Source organism: Enterococcus hirae ATCC 9790, assembly GCF_000271405.2.
Taxonomy (GTDB): domain Bacteria; phylum Bacillota; class Bacilli; order Lactobacillales; family Enterococcaceae; genus Enterococcus_B; species Enterococcus_B hirae.
In genome coordinates, this window is sequence record NC_018081.1 from 1220431 (window position 1) to 1235578 (window position 15148).

The 15148-nt window shown below is 36.6% G+C and carries 16 protein-coding genes and 1 pseudogene; 16 read left to right on the forward strand and 1 reads right to left on the reverse strand.

The features are described 5' to 3' along the window. Positions 1 to 89: 89 nt before the first annotated feature. The gene (locus EHR_RS05870) at positions 90 to 1544 is read right to left on the reverse strand and encodes a global transcriptional activator MafR (protein ID WP_010737011.1); all 1455 of its coding nucleotides are present in this window, start codon (positions 1542 to 1544) and stop codon (positions 90 to 92) included. Between the two features lie 256 nt (positions 1545 to 1800). Between EHR_RS05870 and EHR_RS05875 the strand changes: the two genes are divergently transcribed. The 16 genes and pseudogenes from EHR_RS05875 to EHR_RS05950 all read left to right on the forward strand — a co-directional run bounded on the left by EHR_RS05875 (position 1801) and on the right by EHR_RS05950 (position 14955). Continuing rightward, on the forward strand, positions 1801 to 2400 hold the full coding sequence (locus EHR_RS05875; protein WP_010737012.1) for an NUDIX hydrolase: 600 nt from the start codon (positions 1801 to 1803) through the stop codon (positions 2398 to 2400). Positions 2401 to 2495: 95 nt separating this feature from the next. Beyond that, positions 2496 to 2947 (forward strand): annotated as a pseudogene (locus tag EHR_RS05880) (MarR family winged helix-turn-helix transcriptional regulator). 13 nt (positions 2948 to 2960) lie between these two features. Further along, entirely contained in the window at positions 2961 to 3485 is a 525-nt protein-coding gene (locus EHR_RS05885) for a GNAT family N-acetyltransferase (protein WP_010737014.1), read from the forward strand. A 13-nt stretch (positions 3486 to 3498) separates the two neighbouring features. Next, positions 3499 to 4209, forward strand: coding sequence for a B3/B4 domain-containing protein (locus tag EHR_RS05890; protein WP_010737015.1), 711 nt, complete (start codon positions 3499 to 3501; stop codon positions 4207 to 4209). A 288-nt stretch (positions 4210 to 4497) separates the two neighbouring features. After that, positions 4498 to 4854 (forward strand): VOC family protein, encoded by a 357-nt coding sequence (locus EHR_RS05895; RefSeq protein WP_010720978.1) that lies wholly within the window; start codon positions 4498 to 4500, stop codon positions 4852 to 4854. 102 nt (positions 4855 to 4956) lie between these two features. After that, a complete protein-coding gene (locus EHR_RS05900) occupies positions 4957 to 5217 on the forward strand; it encodes a hypothetical protein (RefSeq protein WP_010737016.1) in 261 nt (86 codons plus the stop codon). A 229-nt stretch (positions 5218 to 5446) separates the two neighbouring features. Next, positions 5447 to 6760: an NCS2 family permease gene (locus tag EHR_RS05905; RefSeq protein WP_010737017.1), complete on the forward strand. Its 1314-nt coding sequence runs from the start codon at positions 5447 to 5449 to the stop codon at positions 6758 to 6760. Between the two features lie 266 nt (positions 6761 to 7026). Further along, positions 7027 to 8652, forward strand: a complete 1626-nt coding sequence (locus EHR_RS05910) for a glycoside hydrolase family 13 protein (RefSeq protein ID WP_010737018.1) — start codon at positions 7027 to 7029, stop codon at positions 8650 to 8652. A 63-nt stretch (positions 8653 to 8715) separates the two neighbouring features. Continuing rightward, positions 8716 to 9180, forward strand: a complete 465-nt coding sequence (locus tag EHR_RS05915; RefSeq protein WP_014834434.1) for a LytTR family DNA-binding domain-containing protein — start codon at positions 8716 to 8718, stop codon at positions 9178 to 9180. Between the two features lie 98 nt (positions 9181 to 9278). Continuing rightward, positions 9279 to 9695 carry a DUF3021 family protein gene (locus EHR_RS05920; protein WP_010737020.1) on the forward strand — a complete coding sequence of 139 codons (417 nt, stop codon included), beginning with the start codon at positions 9279 to 9281 and terminating at the stop codon, positions 9693 to 9695. A gap of 3 nt (positions 9696 to 9698) precedes the next feature. Then, positions 9699 to 10136 carry a hypothetical protein gene (locus EHR_RS05925; RefSeq protein WP_010737021.1) on the forward strand — a complete coding sequence of 146 codons (438 nt, stop codon included), beginning with the start codon at positions 9699 to 9701 and terminating at the stop codon, positions 10134 to 10136. A gap of 403 nt (positions 10137 to 10539) precedes the next feature. Next, on the forward strand, positions 10540 to 10974 hold the full coding sequence (locus tag EHR_RS05930) for a MarR family winged helix-turn-helix transcriptional regulator (protein ID WP_010720971.1): 435 nt from the start codon (positions 10540 to 10542) through the stop codon (positions 10972 to 10974). Between the two features lie 79 nt (positions 10975 to 11053). Then, positions 11054 to 12160, forward strand: a complete 1107-nt coding sequence (locus tag EHR_RS05935) for an NADH-dependent flavin oxidoreductase (RefSeq protein ID WP_010737022.1) — start codon at positions 11054 to 11056, stop codon at positions 12158 to 12160. A 35-nt stretch (positions 12161 to 12195) separates the two neighbouring features. Next, positions 12196 to 12873: a type 1 glutamine amidotransferase domain-containing protein gene (locus EHR_RS05940; RefSeq protein ID WP_010737023.1), complete on the forward strand. Its 678-nt coding sequence runs from the start codon at positions 12196 to 12198 to the stop codon at positions 12871 to 12873. A gap of 345 nt (positions 12874 to 13218) precedes the next feature. Then, entirely contained in the window at positions 13219 to 14040 is an 822-nt protein-coding gene (locus EHR_RS05945) for a hypothetical protein (RefSeq protein WP_010737024.1), read from the forward strand. A 321-nt stretch (positions 14041 to 14361) separates the two neighbouring features. After that, the gene (locus EHR_RS05950; protein WP_010737025.1) at positions 14362 to 14955 is read left to right on the forward strand and encodes a hypothetical protein; all 594 of its coding nucleotides are present in this window, start codon (positions 14362 to 14364) and stop codon (positions 14953 to 14955) included. Positions 14956 to 15148: the final 193 nt, after the last annotated feature.

Consider the following 15148-nt stretch of genomic DNA (forward strand, 5'->3'; position numbering starts at 1 on the left):
GCCATTACCAAATAGACATTTATAAGCTTTTGTTAGTTACTTGATCATTGATCGATGTTAAGACAGAGCATAAAAAAACTAAGTGTGAGTTACAAATACGATCGCAACGATAAGTCACTTAAACGATCCAATTCATTTTTTGTCGGGATCGTTGAAAGATAAATGACAGGCATTGGCGGTGTATCGATCGGAATATTTGAAACTAATAAATCATTTTTCTTGATAGTGATATCTGACAATTGACTCAATTCAATGGGTTCCAAGATCACTCGTTTGCCTAAATAAGCATTTAATTCTTGTTGCAAAAAAGCTTTCCATGAAGGTTCCCCTTGAAAAATAAAATAAATCGTTGCTTGATACGGCTGCACGGCTAAAAGTGTCTGTTGGATCAATAAAGAAAGTAAATAAAAGAAATAAGTCTCATTGGTGACCTTTTTGACCATGCTCGTCGATTCTTTAACTTGTTGCAACAAAGCGAATTTATGAGGATATAACTCTGGGTATTCTTGTTCATATTCTTTTAAATAATAGTGATATTGTTTGGTTGTTTGTTCGATCAATAACGGTGATTCATAGTATTTCAGGAGTAGTAAAATCAAATTTTCCGGTAAGTTTGTTTGTTCTAACTCTTTGATAGCTAAGCTTTCTGATAGACGATTTACAAATTCACGAATGTTTGTTTCTGCAGGGTGACGGTGTAAAATATCCAAGATCATAGGCGGGTAAGAGTTGTTATAGTTCCAACTGTCAAGAAAACAGGAAAAAGCAAACGCTGCTTCTTTATCTTTAAGATAGACCCCTTCAGTTCGGTACAGTTTTTCTAATTCAGGAGCATAGAGTAAAAATAATTGATCCTGGGTAGAAAACAATGAAGTCGGGATTCGACAACCAGCTTTGATCCGAATCGTGTTGATAAAAAACCAACAAATCCCGAATACCTCTTCGGTATCAACAGCTAACTCAGCTTGTCGTAAACGTTTGAGAAATCGGAAGTAGTGTGATTCATGGATCGAGTAATCCTCGAAAAAATAGTTGTTATGGGTAAACGGCATAAGTAACCGATGATAAAATAGCCGAATGGTTTCTTCTTCACCTGAAAACGACAAACGGTGGCGGTTTTGTTCGATCTGTAATTCATAGACGACTAATTGTTGATTCAATTTTTTGACATGACGATTCAATGTTTCGTAAGACAAGCCGTTACGTGCTAAAAAGGTGGGGGTAGCGACTTCTTTAATCGTTAATAATTCTTTCAATAATTGGACACTGATCGACTGTGTCAGAAAAATTTCCCACAGTTCATTTGTCAGGAGATTCTGTTCGTTTTTTAGTTGAATCCCTGATTGGTCACTATTGATTAGCCAGCCTTTAGGTAATTGGGTTTTGATTGTTTGAAGATCAGAAAAAATCGTACGCTCTGTGGTATTGACAACTTCGGCCAATTCGTTCACAGTTATTTGCGAGTGATTCAGTAATAGTTCCACTAAAGAGACTTGGCGTTTGATATCTTTTTCAGTAATGATTTTTTTCATTAAAGAATACATCGGATCAACCTTTCTTTGTTAAGTATGACAAGTGAGGAAGACACTCGTTTCGCCGCATCTTCATAATGAAACCTGATTATTTTAGATAGCGCTTACCATTAGTATAATGAAAAAAGGCACAATATCAAATAAAGGATGAGTTTTTTGGATTTTTTTACTTCAATCAGCCTTCGTTTATTTAAAGTAGAAGTTAGCTAAAAAATTTGACTTATACTAAAATAAGTAAAAAGATAGTCATGTGAGAGGAGTGAGTAGAATGGAAAACAGACTAAACGATTATCGCCGCTTACTAGCGATTGCTCAAGCTGGATTGCTTTATGGGAAAGACGTGTTTGACAAAGAACGATATGAAGAGCTGCAAGAAATCTCGTTGAAGCTGCTGAGTGAAGTGGGATTGGAAACAAAGGAAGAATGGACAAGCCTAATAGAAGCTCATGAAGGATATCCAACACCAAAAGTTGACGTACGTGCATGGATCAAACAAGACGAGAAGATTCTATTGATCGAAGATACAAAAACACAAGAATGGTCATTACCAGGAGGATTTGCAGAAGTTGGTTTGTCTCCTAAAGAAAATATACGTAAAGAAGTCAAAGAAGAAACTGGATTAGAGGTAGAAGTAGGTCAATTATTAGCGATATTTGATACGAATCTGCGCACAGACATCCCTCAAGCCTTTCAGTATTATAAAATTGTTTTTTCTTGCGCTATCTTGTCAGGTACGTTTGTGGCAAACCATGAAACTTCTAATATGAAATTCTTCCACTTAAATGATTTACCAAAACTCTCGCTGAAACGTACGACCAAAGAGCAACTATTGATTTTAGAAAAAGCTACCTTGCCTTATTGTGATTGATCAGGGAAGGTAGTTTTTTATTTTTAGTGATTTTTTGTTGCAAATGCAATAAAAAAGAGTAAAATCATACTAAAGCTAGGTAAGGGAGGGCTAAAATGGACGAAATCATTCGAGAGATTGGAGCAATTGCCCGTGCCTTGGACTCGATTAGTAACATTGAGTTTCAAGAAGTTGATTTGACAAGAGGACAATATCTGTATTTAGTACGAATCTGTGAACATCCTGGCATTATTCAAGAAAAGTTAGCTGAGATGATCAACGTTGACCGAACAACAACGGCACGTGCGGTGAAAAAATTGATAGCAAAAGACCTGATAAAAAGCATGCCAGATAAAAAAATAAAAAGATAAAAAAACTTTACCCAACGGATCGTGGAAAAAAAGTCTATCCGTTTATCCTTCGAGAGCATCATTATTCCAATCAAGTAGCTGTCAAAGGGTTATCCCAGCAAGAAGTTTTGCAATTACACACACTTTTGCAAAAAGTTCGGAAAAATGTGAGTGAAGATTGGCATTATATAAAAAAAGGAAACAAAAGAATTTATTGAAAGGACTGGAGCGGTGAAAACAATCGAAATCGTAGGGATCAAAGAAACGGAAGTAGAAAAATTACAGGCAATTAGTATCGAGACCTATCAAGCTACCTTTGGTGAACACAACAGTGAAGAATTGATGACGACCTATTTGGATGAAGCTTATGCGCTCGATAAATTGAGGCGAGAACTACAAGAGGAACAGTCAGAATTTTATTGGGCAGTACTAGATGACCGGATTGCTGGCTATCTAAAATTAAATATAGGGCAAGCACAAACAGAAGCAATGGGAGAAGGATTTTTAGAGATCGAACGTATTTATGTCCGATCGCCATTTAAATCTAAAGGGATTGGATCTAGATTGATCGAATTTGCTGTGCAAAAAGCGCAAGAAAAACAAAAAGAGGCGATTTGGTTAGGGGTATGGGAACATAACTATCCTGCCTTAGCTTTTTATAGAAAACATGGATTCCAACATCATAGCCAACATATTTTTTATATGGGAGATGATGCTCAGACAGATTATCTATATGTCAAAAATTTACAGAAATAAAAGGAGTAGAAACATGGAAAAAATCATCGCAGAACAAAATTTTTGGGAAGTCTTTCCAGAAGCAACAATTGAAGTTTTGGTAGTCGAAGGTATCGATAATCATGTAGATAAAGCCAAAGAAGAACAATTCCATCAACTATTGAATGATGCAGCGAAAGAAGCAAGAGGATATTTGACAGAAGAAACATTCAGTCAAAATGAAGTCATTGCCCAATGGCGTCAAGCTTTTTCACGTTTTAAAACCAAAAAAGGAGCCCGTTCATCGATTGAAGCGTTATTAAAAAGAGCTAGCCAAGAACGTGAATTTTTCCCTATCAACCCATTAGTCGATATCTATAACAGTATTTCTCTAACATTTGGTGTGCCATGTGGAGGAGAAGATCAAGAAAAAATCAAAGGGGATCTTCATCTAGGAAAAGCTCATGGTGGTGAAAGTTTCTTACCTCTAGGAGCAGAAGCTGATGCACCAGCTTTACCAGAAGAAATCATTTATTACGATAACGAAGGAGCAATCTGTCGCAGTTTCAACTGGCGAGAAGCGCAACGGACAATGTTGACGGAAGACACGACTAAAGCCATTTTGGTTATTGAATCAGTCACAAAAGAGCAAGCATCACGTGGCGCAAAAGCAATGACAGAATTGAAAAAACGCGTGGAACAAACATTTGGCGTAGAAGGGAAAACATTTACGCTAACGAAGGAACATCCAGAAATGAACATTTGAAGTAGGAGCGAAACGTAGGAAGAAAAAGTAGCTCAACCAATAAGATCACATAGAAAAACGAGGGATTTTTCTATGTGATCTTGTTTTCTCTAACGAGTGTAGTTTTGAATGGTTTCGTTTCACTGTTGTGCCATCAAATCTTATCAAAACAAGACAAACTTACAAAGAATCGTCACAGTCTGTCAAATCTTGTCGGATTTTTCGATTCTTAAACCGAGAATTCTTTGATTATCCGCTTTCATGATATACTTAATGAAAAGGATCAACACCATCAAAGGAGGATCAGAGATGATCGGTAAAACCAGAGTCATGCTTTATGCAGAAAATGTTGAAGTGCTTAGTCAATTTTTTGTCGAAACTCTAGGCGCAACAGTTAGTGAAACGATTGAGTTACCAGAAGAATTTCAAAGTACGATCGTGCAACTTTCACCAGAATTTGAATTAGGGATTTTTCCAAAAGTTTTTGTCCAACGATTTTCGCCAGAAGTGTTAGGTACGACTCCTTCGATCATTTTCTTTACGGATCAATTTGAGGAGATCTATCAAAAAATAGAGAATGCTGGTGAAATCATGGAGAACAATGGCGTAGAGACGTTCAACTTTTCTGATCCAGAAGGAAACTATTTTGTGATCGGTAAGTTGTAATGTTTGAAATCAGAAGAGGTACTGGTGTTTGAAAATGAGATGCACAGGACAAGGAATTTAAATAAATGAATAACAAATTTTTGAAGGAAAGGAGAGACTGTCATGAATCTAATCGCAAAAATGGAAGAATATTCACAGAGACGACGAGAAGAAAAAAGTGAAAAAATCCGTATGAAAAACTTGAAGACAGGGAAAAAGCCAACAAAAGGTTGGGGGAAAATGGTAGATACAGGATATGGCGGCTTGAATTCGTTGACTAATTCTAGTGAAATTAGTAAATATTTTTCGGCAGAAAGTGACATCAAGGGATTCATTGCTGAAGAACAAAAACGCATCGGAAAAGAGCAGCTAAAAAATAGCTAAAGCAAACCGATTTGGTACGCTATTTTGTTTGAAATGCTCCTTTTCTATTAAAAAAACTGTTAAATCAGTTCATAACGATCAAAAAAACTTAAAGTTCGGATTTTGCTTGAAATCCGACTTTTTTGTTTACTTATGTTCTGATTTAGTATATGATTAAACACGTTGTTTTTAAATAATTCAAAATTTTGAGGGACTTTTTTATAAATGTTCGGTTTTAGGGGGATGAAAGATGAAGGAAAAACTACTTTCCTACTTCGAGATTGAAAAATTAGGTACCACCGTCAGAAGAGAAATACTTGCAGGCTTTACAACATTTATCTCAATGGCATATATCTTATTTGTCAATCCAACAGTTTTAGGCGCATCAGGAATGGACGAAGGTGCGGTGTTTACGGCTACAGCATTAGCAAGTGCGATCGGCTGTATTTTAATGGGGGTCTTAGCACGTTACCCGATTGGTACTGCGCCAGCATTAGGGATTAATGCCTTTTTTGCTTATTCCGTTTGTTTGGGAATGGGGATTCCTTGGGAAACAGCTTTAGCAGGCGTGTTCGTTGCTTCTTTGATTTTTATTTTAATCACGATTTTCAAATTACGTGAAATGATCATTGATGCAATTCCAGCTGATTTAAAATATGCGATCTCAGGTGGGATTGGCTTATTTATTGCTTTCCTTGGCTTGAATGAAGGAGGAGTCATCGTTTCAAATGAATCCACATTAGTGGGGTTAGGATCACTAAGCGTAGGTTCAACATGGTTGACGATTTTTGGGTTAGTTGTGACAGCAATCTTATTGATAAGACGTGTTCCAGGAGGTATTTTTATTGGGATGGTAGCTAGCACAATTCTTGGATTAGTGACTGGACTTATTCCTATGCCTTCTCAATTAGTTTCAGCTGCACCAAGTTTAAAGCCAACATTCTTAGTTGCATTGAAACATATCGGAGACATCAACTCACTACAAATGTGGGTAGTCGTATTAACCTTTTTATTAGTTACATTCTTTGATACAGCAGGAACGTTAGTCGGTTTAGCTAATCAAGCTGGTTTTATGAAAGATAACAAAATGCCTCGTGTTGGGAAAGCGTTGGCTTCTGATTCAACAGCCATGCTTGCAGGTTCTTTATTAGGAACTTCACCAGTTGGGGCTTTCGTTGAATCTTCTGCCGGAATCGCTGTTGGTGGCCGTTCTGGGATTACTGCAGTAACGACCGGGATCTTATTCCTATTCGGTTTATTCTTTTCACCTTTGCTATCAGTAGTGACTTCACAAGTAACAGCACCAGCACTGATCATTGTCGGTGTATTGATGGCACAATCGTTGCGTCAAATCGAATGGGGCAAGTTAGAGATCGCCATTCCAGCTTTCTTGATCTTGATCGGTATGCCGTTAACTTACAGTATTTCTGATGGGATCGCATTAGGATTTATCTTCTATCCAATTACTATGATCGCAGCAAAACGCGGAAAAGAAGTATCACCGATCATGTATCTGTTATTCTTTGTCTTTATTGGCTTCATGTGGATACTGAACATTAGTTAACTTGATTTAGTTGATTAATTTTTATGATGTGTGACAAGTAAAAAAACCTTGGCAAATGGAGATCTCGCTATTGTTAGCGAGAAAACAAATGCCAGGGTTCTTTTTTGGAAAAAATTGTTATCGGTAACAACTGAAAGTAAAAGACGATAGCATCAAGGTTTAGGCGTGGTGAAAGAAATAAGGAGAATAATGGCTATTTACTCTCGTTTTTGAAAGCGTTACAATTTTTTCGAGGGATCAATAATCTTTAACCAATGGAGGAAAGTATGGAGAAAAAATGGTGGCATCAATCAGTTGTCTATCAAGTATATCCTCATAGTTTTCAAGATACGAATGGGGATGGAGTCGGGGATTTACAAGGAGTGATCACTCGATTGGATTATCTGCATTATTTAGGGATCGATACGATATGGTTATCTCCCGTATATGAATCTCCTAACGACGATAATGGTTACGATATCAGTGATTATCAAGCAATCATGGCCGAATTTGGCACGATGGCTGATATGGAGGAACTGATTGCAGAAGCAAAGAAACGTGAAATAAAAATCATTATGGATCTCGTCGTCAACCACACGTCAGATGAACATGCTTGGTTTATCGAAGCTCGTCAAAGTAAAGAAAATCCGTATCGGGATTATTACATTTGGCGTGACCCAATCAATGGAAATGAGCCTAATCAATTACGGTCGATATTCAGTGGCTCCGCTTGGCAGTTTGATGAAACAACTAGTCAGTATTATTTACATCTTTATAGTAAAAAGCAACCAGATTTAAACTGGGAAAATCCCCATTTACGTCAAGAGATCTATCAGATGATGAACTTTTGGATCGACAAGGGAATCGGTGGTTTCCGAATGGACGTGATCGATACGATTGGGAAGTTACCTGATCAAGAAATAACAAGTAATGGTCCCAAACTTCATGACTATTTACAAGAGATGAATCAAGCTACTTTTGGAAACAAAGATCTGATGACAGTGGGCGAAACTTGGGGAGCAACCACGGACATTGCCAAGCTTTATTCTGATCCCAAGAGAAATGAACTATCGATGATCTTTCAATTTGAACATGTCGGTTTGGATCAACAGGCAGGAAAAGACAAATGGGATTTAAAACCATTAAGTATTCCTGAGTTGAAACAGGTATTATCAAAATGGCAAACTTCTTTAGGGAATGAAGGATGGAACAGTCTATTTTGGAATAACCATGATTTGCCAAGGATCATCTCACGTTGGGGGAATGATCAAGATTATCGAGAAGAAAGTGGTAAAATGTTTGCGATTTTGCTTCATATGATGAAAGGGACACCTTATATTTATCAAGGAGAAGAAATCGGGATGACAAACTACCCGATCAAGGATATTTCTGAAGCGCAAGATATTGAAACGATCAACATGTATCATGAACGGTTAACTTTAGGATTTACTCCGGAAGAAATCTTGTGTTCGATCAATGCAAAAGGGCGTGACAATGCGCGTACACCGATGCAATGGGATAATAGTGAACATGCTGGATTTACCACAGGAACTCCTTGGCTACACGTCAATCCAAACTACCAAACGATCAATGTGAAAACAGCCTTAGCAAAGAAAGATTCTATTTTTTATACGTATAAGCAATTGATCGAGTTACGGAAAAACAATGAACTCATCGTCTGGGGAGATTATCAGTTGGTAACAGATACGCCCGATGACGTATTTGCCTATTATCGGACGTTGAATAATGAACAATGGTTAGTCGTTTGCAATATGTCTGAAAAAAATCAGCCATACACATTGGCTGATCAAGCGATGACACTAGTCATTTCAAACTATCCACAAAAACAGATACCAACAGGCAAACTGAATTTACGTCCTTATGAAGCTTTTGTTTTGAAGACGAGCAAATAAATGACTTGTCCGAACACCTCAAAAAAGAGTATGATAAAAGAAATTTAGACAAGTGTGAGGACCATGATGAAAGTATTGTTTGATTTGATTCCAAAAAAACAAGAGGAGATGGTACTTTTTCAAGTTCATGAAAAGGTACCATTTTTAACTTCGATTGCTGATATTTTAGAGAAATACAAAGTGGAAACTATTTTAGTGAGAGACTATAAAAAAGAAAGAGATGTCTATTTAGATTTATTCTCGATTTTTTATATCGAATACCTTGATCGCAAATGTTTCTTTTATACGGAAAATGAAGTGTATGAGCGAAGATTGACACTAGCTCAGTTAATGAAAGAACTCCCAGAACCATTTATCCAAATATCGAAAACGACTATTTTAAATATCTATATGGTTAAAGAAATCAATTCGTCGCTTTTAAATGGAAATCTCTATGTCACATTACAAAATACAGAAGAGTTACTCGTTAGCCGTTATTTTTCCAAAGCATTAAAAGAAAAAATCGATCAGACTTTTCGCAACAAGTGACAAGAAAAATGCAAGAAATGACAATCAAACTAGCTTCAAGAAGGAAACCTTGTAGAATAAATGTACCTGATAGCTGGTAAGATGAAAAGGAGAGCCCGATGAAATTGATACAACGTATGATGAGAAGTATTGGTATTGGAAGCTTTGCTTTCTTGCTGTTCAAATTAGTTTCACAAACCCATGAGATCACGAGAAATGAGATTCTTTTTGTCTTCTTTCTCTCGGCTTTTATTGGCGTAGTATCGCTGATCGAGCGAATTGAGAAGCTTAATTATCTTCAGATTATACTGCTGCATTTTATTAGTACGTATGCCTTTAGTTATTTCTTGTTGGTGCTGTTAAATGGAAGAGTGTCTGTTCATCTTGAGAGATACACGCTAACCTTTGTGAGTATCTATTTCATTGTGTGGCTTTGTTTGATCATCAGGAACTTTTTACGAGCCCGATTGTTAAATAAACGAATCCAAATAATCAATACACGGCATTCAGGAATTTCAGGAAAGAAAGAAGAATAAAACGTGGAACATCTACAAAATTATCTCATTGTGTTAGTATTGATTCTCTTTATTTTACAGAGATTACTTAAAGAAAGAGCAATCAAAGACACGATGAAAAGTGAAATCATCATTGTATTAGTTGGACTTTATTTAATCATAAGCAACTGGCAAGAAATCATTAAGACTAACCATACCCTTATCCTTATTGTTTTGTCTGTTTTGCTGGGGTTCATCTTTGGCGTGTTACGTGCCCAAACTGTAAAAATCTATCAAAGACAAAGTGACCAGCAATGGGTAAAAAAGGGAACTTGGCTGACCGTCCTTGTATTTATCATAGGGGTCATCATCAATCGTGTCAGCGTATTGCCTTTTGGTGAAAGCGTACCTGCAGTTGCTGAAACTTTGCATATCGGTGTCTCATTATTAGGTGCCAAAGTAGTTTATCTGAAAAAAGTATAAACCAATCAGTCGCATTTTTTTCTTATTCGGCGGTACCTAGTGACAATTTTTTTGAATCATTCTTTTATGAATGGAATAAGACCTCTCTTCAACAAGGAGAGCATGTGAAAAGATAACAGTATGAAACATCAAGAAAGTAAGAAGACTTCAAAAATGATAAAAAATACCAAGACAATTTTTTGCCGTATCTGTTCTCTACTTATCTTATTTCAAATTTTTGGTGCAGCCCATTGTTTGAAGGTGCTTGAATCTTGTTTCTGCGTTTTTATATCCCCTAAAACAGGTTATATTATTCTTTCTAGGAATTTTACATGCTCTTGTTTTCCCTTGTTACTACAGCCTTTTTTGACAAATAACAAAAATCATACTATGATATGTTACGCGGATATTAGGGGGAGAAAACATGGGAAAACCGATTGAACAAGCGTTAAATGATTGTCTGTTTTTTAGTGTGAAAAAATTAGATCGCCTGTTGAATAAAATGGCAGATGAAGCATTTAAGAAAACGGGTTTGACACCGACATATGGGTTTATTTTATTGATTTTAAAAGAAAAAGATGGGTTACCACAAAAGGATATCGCCCAATTACTTTGTTCTGCACCTTCAACGATTGCTCGTTTTGTCGAAAAATTGGAATACAAAGGCTATATCAAAACAGTCAGTGATGGACGCTTGTCATTAGTTTATCTGACGGATCAAGGACGGGAATTTGTAAAAGAAATCGATAGTAGTTGGGAAGAACTACATCATGCATATCAAGAGATTCTAGGATCTGTAGAAAGTGAATGTTTATCTAAAGCAATCAATTCAGCCACTGAAAAACTACAAAAAAAATAAATTTTTTTAATCTCGTTAGTTGTATGCGCAACTAATTATGTGTTTTAATAAACGAAGAGAACTGAATGGAGGAATCACCATGGCAAATTTTAACGAAACAATCACTTTTCCTTCTGGTGTGACATTACCTAACCGTTTGATGATGGCACCTATGACCACCCAGTTAAGTTTTTATAATGGTGTGATTACGGAAGATGAGATCACGTATTACCAAGAACGTTCGAAGGGACTAGGCGCTGTTATTACAGGGGCTGCGAATGTGCAAGATATAGGAAAAGGCTGGCCCGGTGAACTTAGCATAGCGCATGATGAAATGATACCTAGGCTCAGTGACTTGGCAAAGGCAATCAAAGAAAATGGGGCAAAAGCGATCGTACAAATCTTCCATGGCGGACGTATGACGAGTCGAGCAACGTTATCAGGCGAACAAACTGTTTCGGCTAGCGCAATCCCTGCAGAACGACCTAATGCGGAAACACCACGTGCCTTGTCAGAAGACGAAATCTTAGAAACAATCAAGGCTTTTGGTGAAGCAACTAGAAGAGCGATCGAAGCTGGATTTGATGGTGTAGAATTACACGGTGCTAATACGTATTTGATCCAACAATTCTTTTCGCCACATTCTAATCGTCGTGAAGATCAATGGGGCGGAAGCTTAGAAAATCGCTATCGCTTTATTGATGAAGTAGTGAAAAGTGTGTTTCAAGCTGTCGAAACATACGCAACAAAGCCTTTTATCGTAGGTTATCGCTTTTCACCAGAAGAATTTGAAACGCCTGGTATCCGTTTTGAAGATACCATATGGTTAATGGAAAAATTACGTGAAACAAAATTGGATTACCTTCATGTTTCATTAAGTACGTATGATCGTGTTGCTCGTTCTGAGAAATACAATGAGCAATCGATGCTTCACTATCTCCATGAAACAGTGCAAGGAAAAATACCATTAGTGGGTGTAGGGAATGTCCGTAATCGCCAAGATGTTGAAGCCGTTTTATCTGATGCAGAACTTGTTGCAGTCGGTCAGCAACTATTAGTTGACCCCGAATGGGCGGTCAAATTAATGGAAAATCGCGATACAGAACTTGTGACCAAACCATTTGCAAAAGCATATCAAGAACTCTATTTACCTAATCCATTGTATAATTTTTTACAGATCCGTTATCAATCAAATACTAATAGATAAGTGAAGATTTATTAGTAAAGAAAGAAGAGAGAACAATGAAAGTATTGATCGTCTTAACGAATGTGGAAAGATATAAAGGAACCGACCGTCCAACAGGGCTGTGGCTGAGTGAACTGACTCATTTTTATGATGCTTTAGTCAAAAATAATATCTCAGCTGATTTTGTCAGTCCTAAAGGTGGGTATGTTCCTTTGGAGCCGAAGAGTCTGGAAGCGATGGATGAAATCGATTGGAACTATTATCAGGACGAAGATTTCCGTAACCGAGCGTTAGGAAGCACCTTGAGTCCAGCTGAAGTCGACCCAAACGAGTATCGTGCGATTTATTATACCGGTGGACACGGAACCATGTGGGACTTTCCTGAAGCAACGGATCTAGGAAAAATTGCTTCATCGATCTACCAAAATGACGGAATCGTTTCAGCTGTTTGTCATGGTGTAGTCGGGTTACTTCCTGTAGTTGACGTTTCTGGTCAACCGATTTTAGCGGGGAAAACGGTCACTGGTTTTAGTAACGAAGAAGAAACAGCGAATGGAACAACGGACAAAGTACCTTTTCTAACAGAAGATGCCTTGAAAGAAAAAGGAGCAAACTATCAAGCAGGACCAGCTTTTACAGCGGTCGTACATGCAGATGGACAGTTGTTGACCGGACAGAATCCTCAATCTGCCCATCAATTAGGAATCAAAGTCGTTGAATCTTTGAAGAAGTAAGTTGTTAAGGGAAAAAGTTAAGCAAAAAACGAAAATAAACAGTTCCGACGTAGGCCTTCTTATTACAGCATTATAGTAAGTCTGCCAAAAAACAATCCAATTTAACAATAGAAGAAAACTTTATAAAGTAGAGGGTGGAATCTGAAACGTCCTCCAAAATTTAGATTTTTTAGTCTAACTGTTTGGAGTCGCTTCAGATTTTGCCCTCTATTTCTATAAAAAAATAAAAAGAATGTACAACGTAAGTCTAAAAATTGATTTTTTTATGGAGTATGAGAGGTAAAAAAACATGGTAAAATAAAAGCGGATACATAGAAAGTAACTAAGGAAGAAAGGAATGATGAAATGGAATTGCTAGAAAAAGAAACGTTCTATTATAAGTATAACGATCATTTAATTGAACCCGTCCATTGTGCTTTTTTTAAAGAAGACAATAACCAAGGGATTACGAGTCATCAAGAAGCAGTACTGGCCTTTCTCACGTATTTTAATCGGGTATGGTGCATTTGGACACCAAAATTTGTGCCTGGATTAACTCAAAAATTTTCCGAAGTGCCAAAAGTTGAGGTCACACTAACCCCAGAAGTCGAAGCAAGAATAGAAGCTGAGGTAGATGCCCAAATAAAAGGAGATATACAAGGAGAGATCAAATATCTTCAAGCCGTCGGACGAAAAGTAGATCTCAAAAAGCTACAAATTGATCATGAAGAACGCAAACAAGAGCGTTACCAAATGATAAAAGAGCTTAGAAAAGAGCGTGAAGCATTATTGATCAGATTTCCACAACTCTACGAGCGAACTGAAGAAGTAACGCTTACTTATATGGAAGAAACCTCATTTGATACTTATGACGGCTTTCCCATACGGGTCAATCCCGAAATGATGAAAGCTGATGAAATCAGTTCTACCACTTTTTTTGCCAAGGGTGGGGAATACCAAATTGCTTTTTGTAGTTATCTCCAGACCCATCGAACAATCGAAGATTTCCGACGAGTCAATCAACTTCTGTTTCCTGATCGAAGTGAGTTAGTCATTTATCAATGGCATACTGATTTTACTAACTTTTATAATGAAGGTAGAAGAGATGATGGAGCGTATCTATGGTCGATCTATGATAAGAAACAAAAACGATTTACGGTCATTGATATTGAACTGTTTATCCCGTAGATGATACAAAATGATTAAAAAAGGAGAGTCAAGGGTAGAACTTCCTTGGCTCTCTTTTCTTTAAGGGGAAATCAACAAAATCAAGTACATATTGTAGTTCGATTACTCCATACTACACTATTATTCATAGAGCAAAGTATTTGTTTCTTCTTTATATCTTTTTAGATCTGGAAAAGCAGTGACAATGTAATACTTATGATTTTTTCGAAGTTCGTTCTTCCTTTTTTTGTGAAAAAGTAGTTTTAAATAATTTTATAATTAAAAAGGTTTTATGATGGAATTAAAGGAAAATAGTATGGGGAAGTATAGGAGAGTGATGAAATGGAATTATTAGAAGAAGAAACATGGAATTTCAGAAAAAAAAGGTTTTGCTATGAATTATGCTTTTTTTATGAAGAGAATTATCAAAAGATAATAAGTCATCAAGAAGTTGCATTAGCTTTTCTTAATTACAAAAATAGACTGTGGGCGCTTAGAATTTGGGCGATTAAAACAAAAGATGGAAAGTTTACTAGTAGGGAATATGAAAAGAAGTATCAGGACACAAGAGAGGAAAAGATTATTTACACTAATTTGCGTTCATTTGATGAAATCAAAGGTTATCCTATCCAAGTAAATCCAGAGTTAATGAATAGCAAAAAAATATCTGTCGAAGAATTTTTTGAAGAAAAAGGAACATATGAACATGCGTTTATGGATAATCCTCAAAATTTATATGGGAAAAAGGAAGATTTTATTGAAATAAACCAGCAACTTTTTCCAGAAAAAAAAAGGTTGGAAATCTATCTTTGGAATACTGAATTTACCCAATATTATAATGGGGGGCGAGAAGGACTTGGAGCATATTTATGGACAATCTATGATGTGGAGTACAAAAAGTTTATTGTAATTGATGCTTCGTTAATAATAGATTAATGAGACTGGGACGATAGTTCTTTCTCAAAAAGAAGATAAGTTCGATTTTGATTTTTATTGTCAAAATCGAACTTATTTTTTTATTCTGCAAAAGTTGCCTACTTGATCTAACACCACGGCTGTTCTTATGATCGAAGATTTGCTTCGTTTTTGAGTACATTTTTTGAAACATTAACGGTTACATGATACTCTT

What these genes read in the sequence shown, in the direction of transcription:
- EHR_RS05870 (WP_010737011.1), bottom strand. Translation starts at nt 1,544, where the DNA reads ATGTATTCTTTAATGAAAAAAATCATTACTGAAAAAGATATCAAACGC.
- EHR_RS05875 (WP_010737012.1), top strand. Translation starts at nt 1,801, where the DNA reads ATGGAAAACAGACTAAACGATTATCGCCGCTTACTAGCGATTGCTCAA.
- EHR_RS05890 (WP_010737015.1), top strand. Translation starts at nt 3,499, where the DNA reads ATGGAAAAAATCATCGCAGAACAAAATTTTTGGGAAGTCTTTCCAGAA.
- EHR_RS05895 (WP_010720978.1), top strand. Translation starts at nt 4,498, where the DNA reads ATGATCGGTAAAACCAGAGTCATGCTTTATGCAGAAAATGTTGAAGTG.
- EHR_RS05900 (WP_010737016.1), top strand. Translation starts at nt 4,957, where the DNA reads ATGAATCTAATCGCAAAAATGGAAGAATATTCACAGAGACGACGAGAA.
- EHR_RS05905 (WP_010737017.1), top strand. Translation starts at nt 5,447, where the DNA reads ATGAAGGAAAAACTACTTTCCTACTTCGAGATTGAAAAATTAGGTACC.
- EHR_RS05910 (WP_010737018.1), top strand. Translation starts at nt 7,027, where the DNA reads ATGGAGAAAAAATGGTGGCATCAATCAGTTGTCTATCAAGTATATCCT.
- EHR_RS05915 (WP_014834434.1), top strand. Translation starts at nt 8,716, where the DNA reads ATGATGAAAGTATTGTTTGATTTGATTCCAAAAAAACAAGAGGAGATG.
- EHR_RS05920 (WP_010737020.1), top strand. Translation starts at nt 9,279, where the DNA reads ATGAAATTGATACAACGTATGATGAGAAGTATTGGTATTGGAAGCTTT.
- EHR_RS05930 (WP_010720971.1), top strand. Translation starts at nt 10,540, where the DNA reads ATGGGAAAACCGATTGAACAAGCGTTAAATGATTGTCTGTTTTTTAGT.
- EHR_RS05935 (WP_010737022.1), top strand. Translation starts at nt 11,054, where the DNA reads ATGGCAAATTTTAACGAAACAATCACTTTTCCTTCTGGTGTGACATTA.
- EHR_RS05940 (WP_010737023.1), top strand. Translation starts at nt 12,196, where the DNA reads ATGAAAGTATTGATCGTCTTAACGAATGTGGAAAGATATAAAGGAACC.
- EHR_RS05945 (WP_010737024.1), top strand. Translation starts at nt 13,219, where the DNA reads ATGGAATTGCTAGAAAAAGAAACGTTCTATTATAAGTATAACGATCAT.
- EHR_RS05950 (WP_010737025.1), top strand. Translation starts at nt 14,362, where the DNA reads ATGGAATTATTAGAAGAAGAAACATGGAATTTCAGAAAAAAAAGGTTT.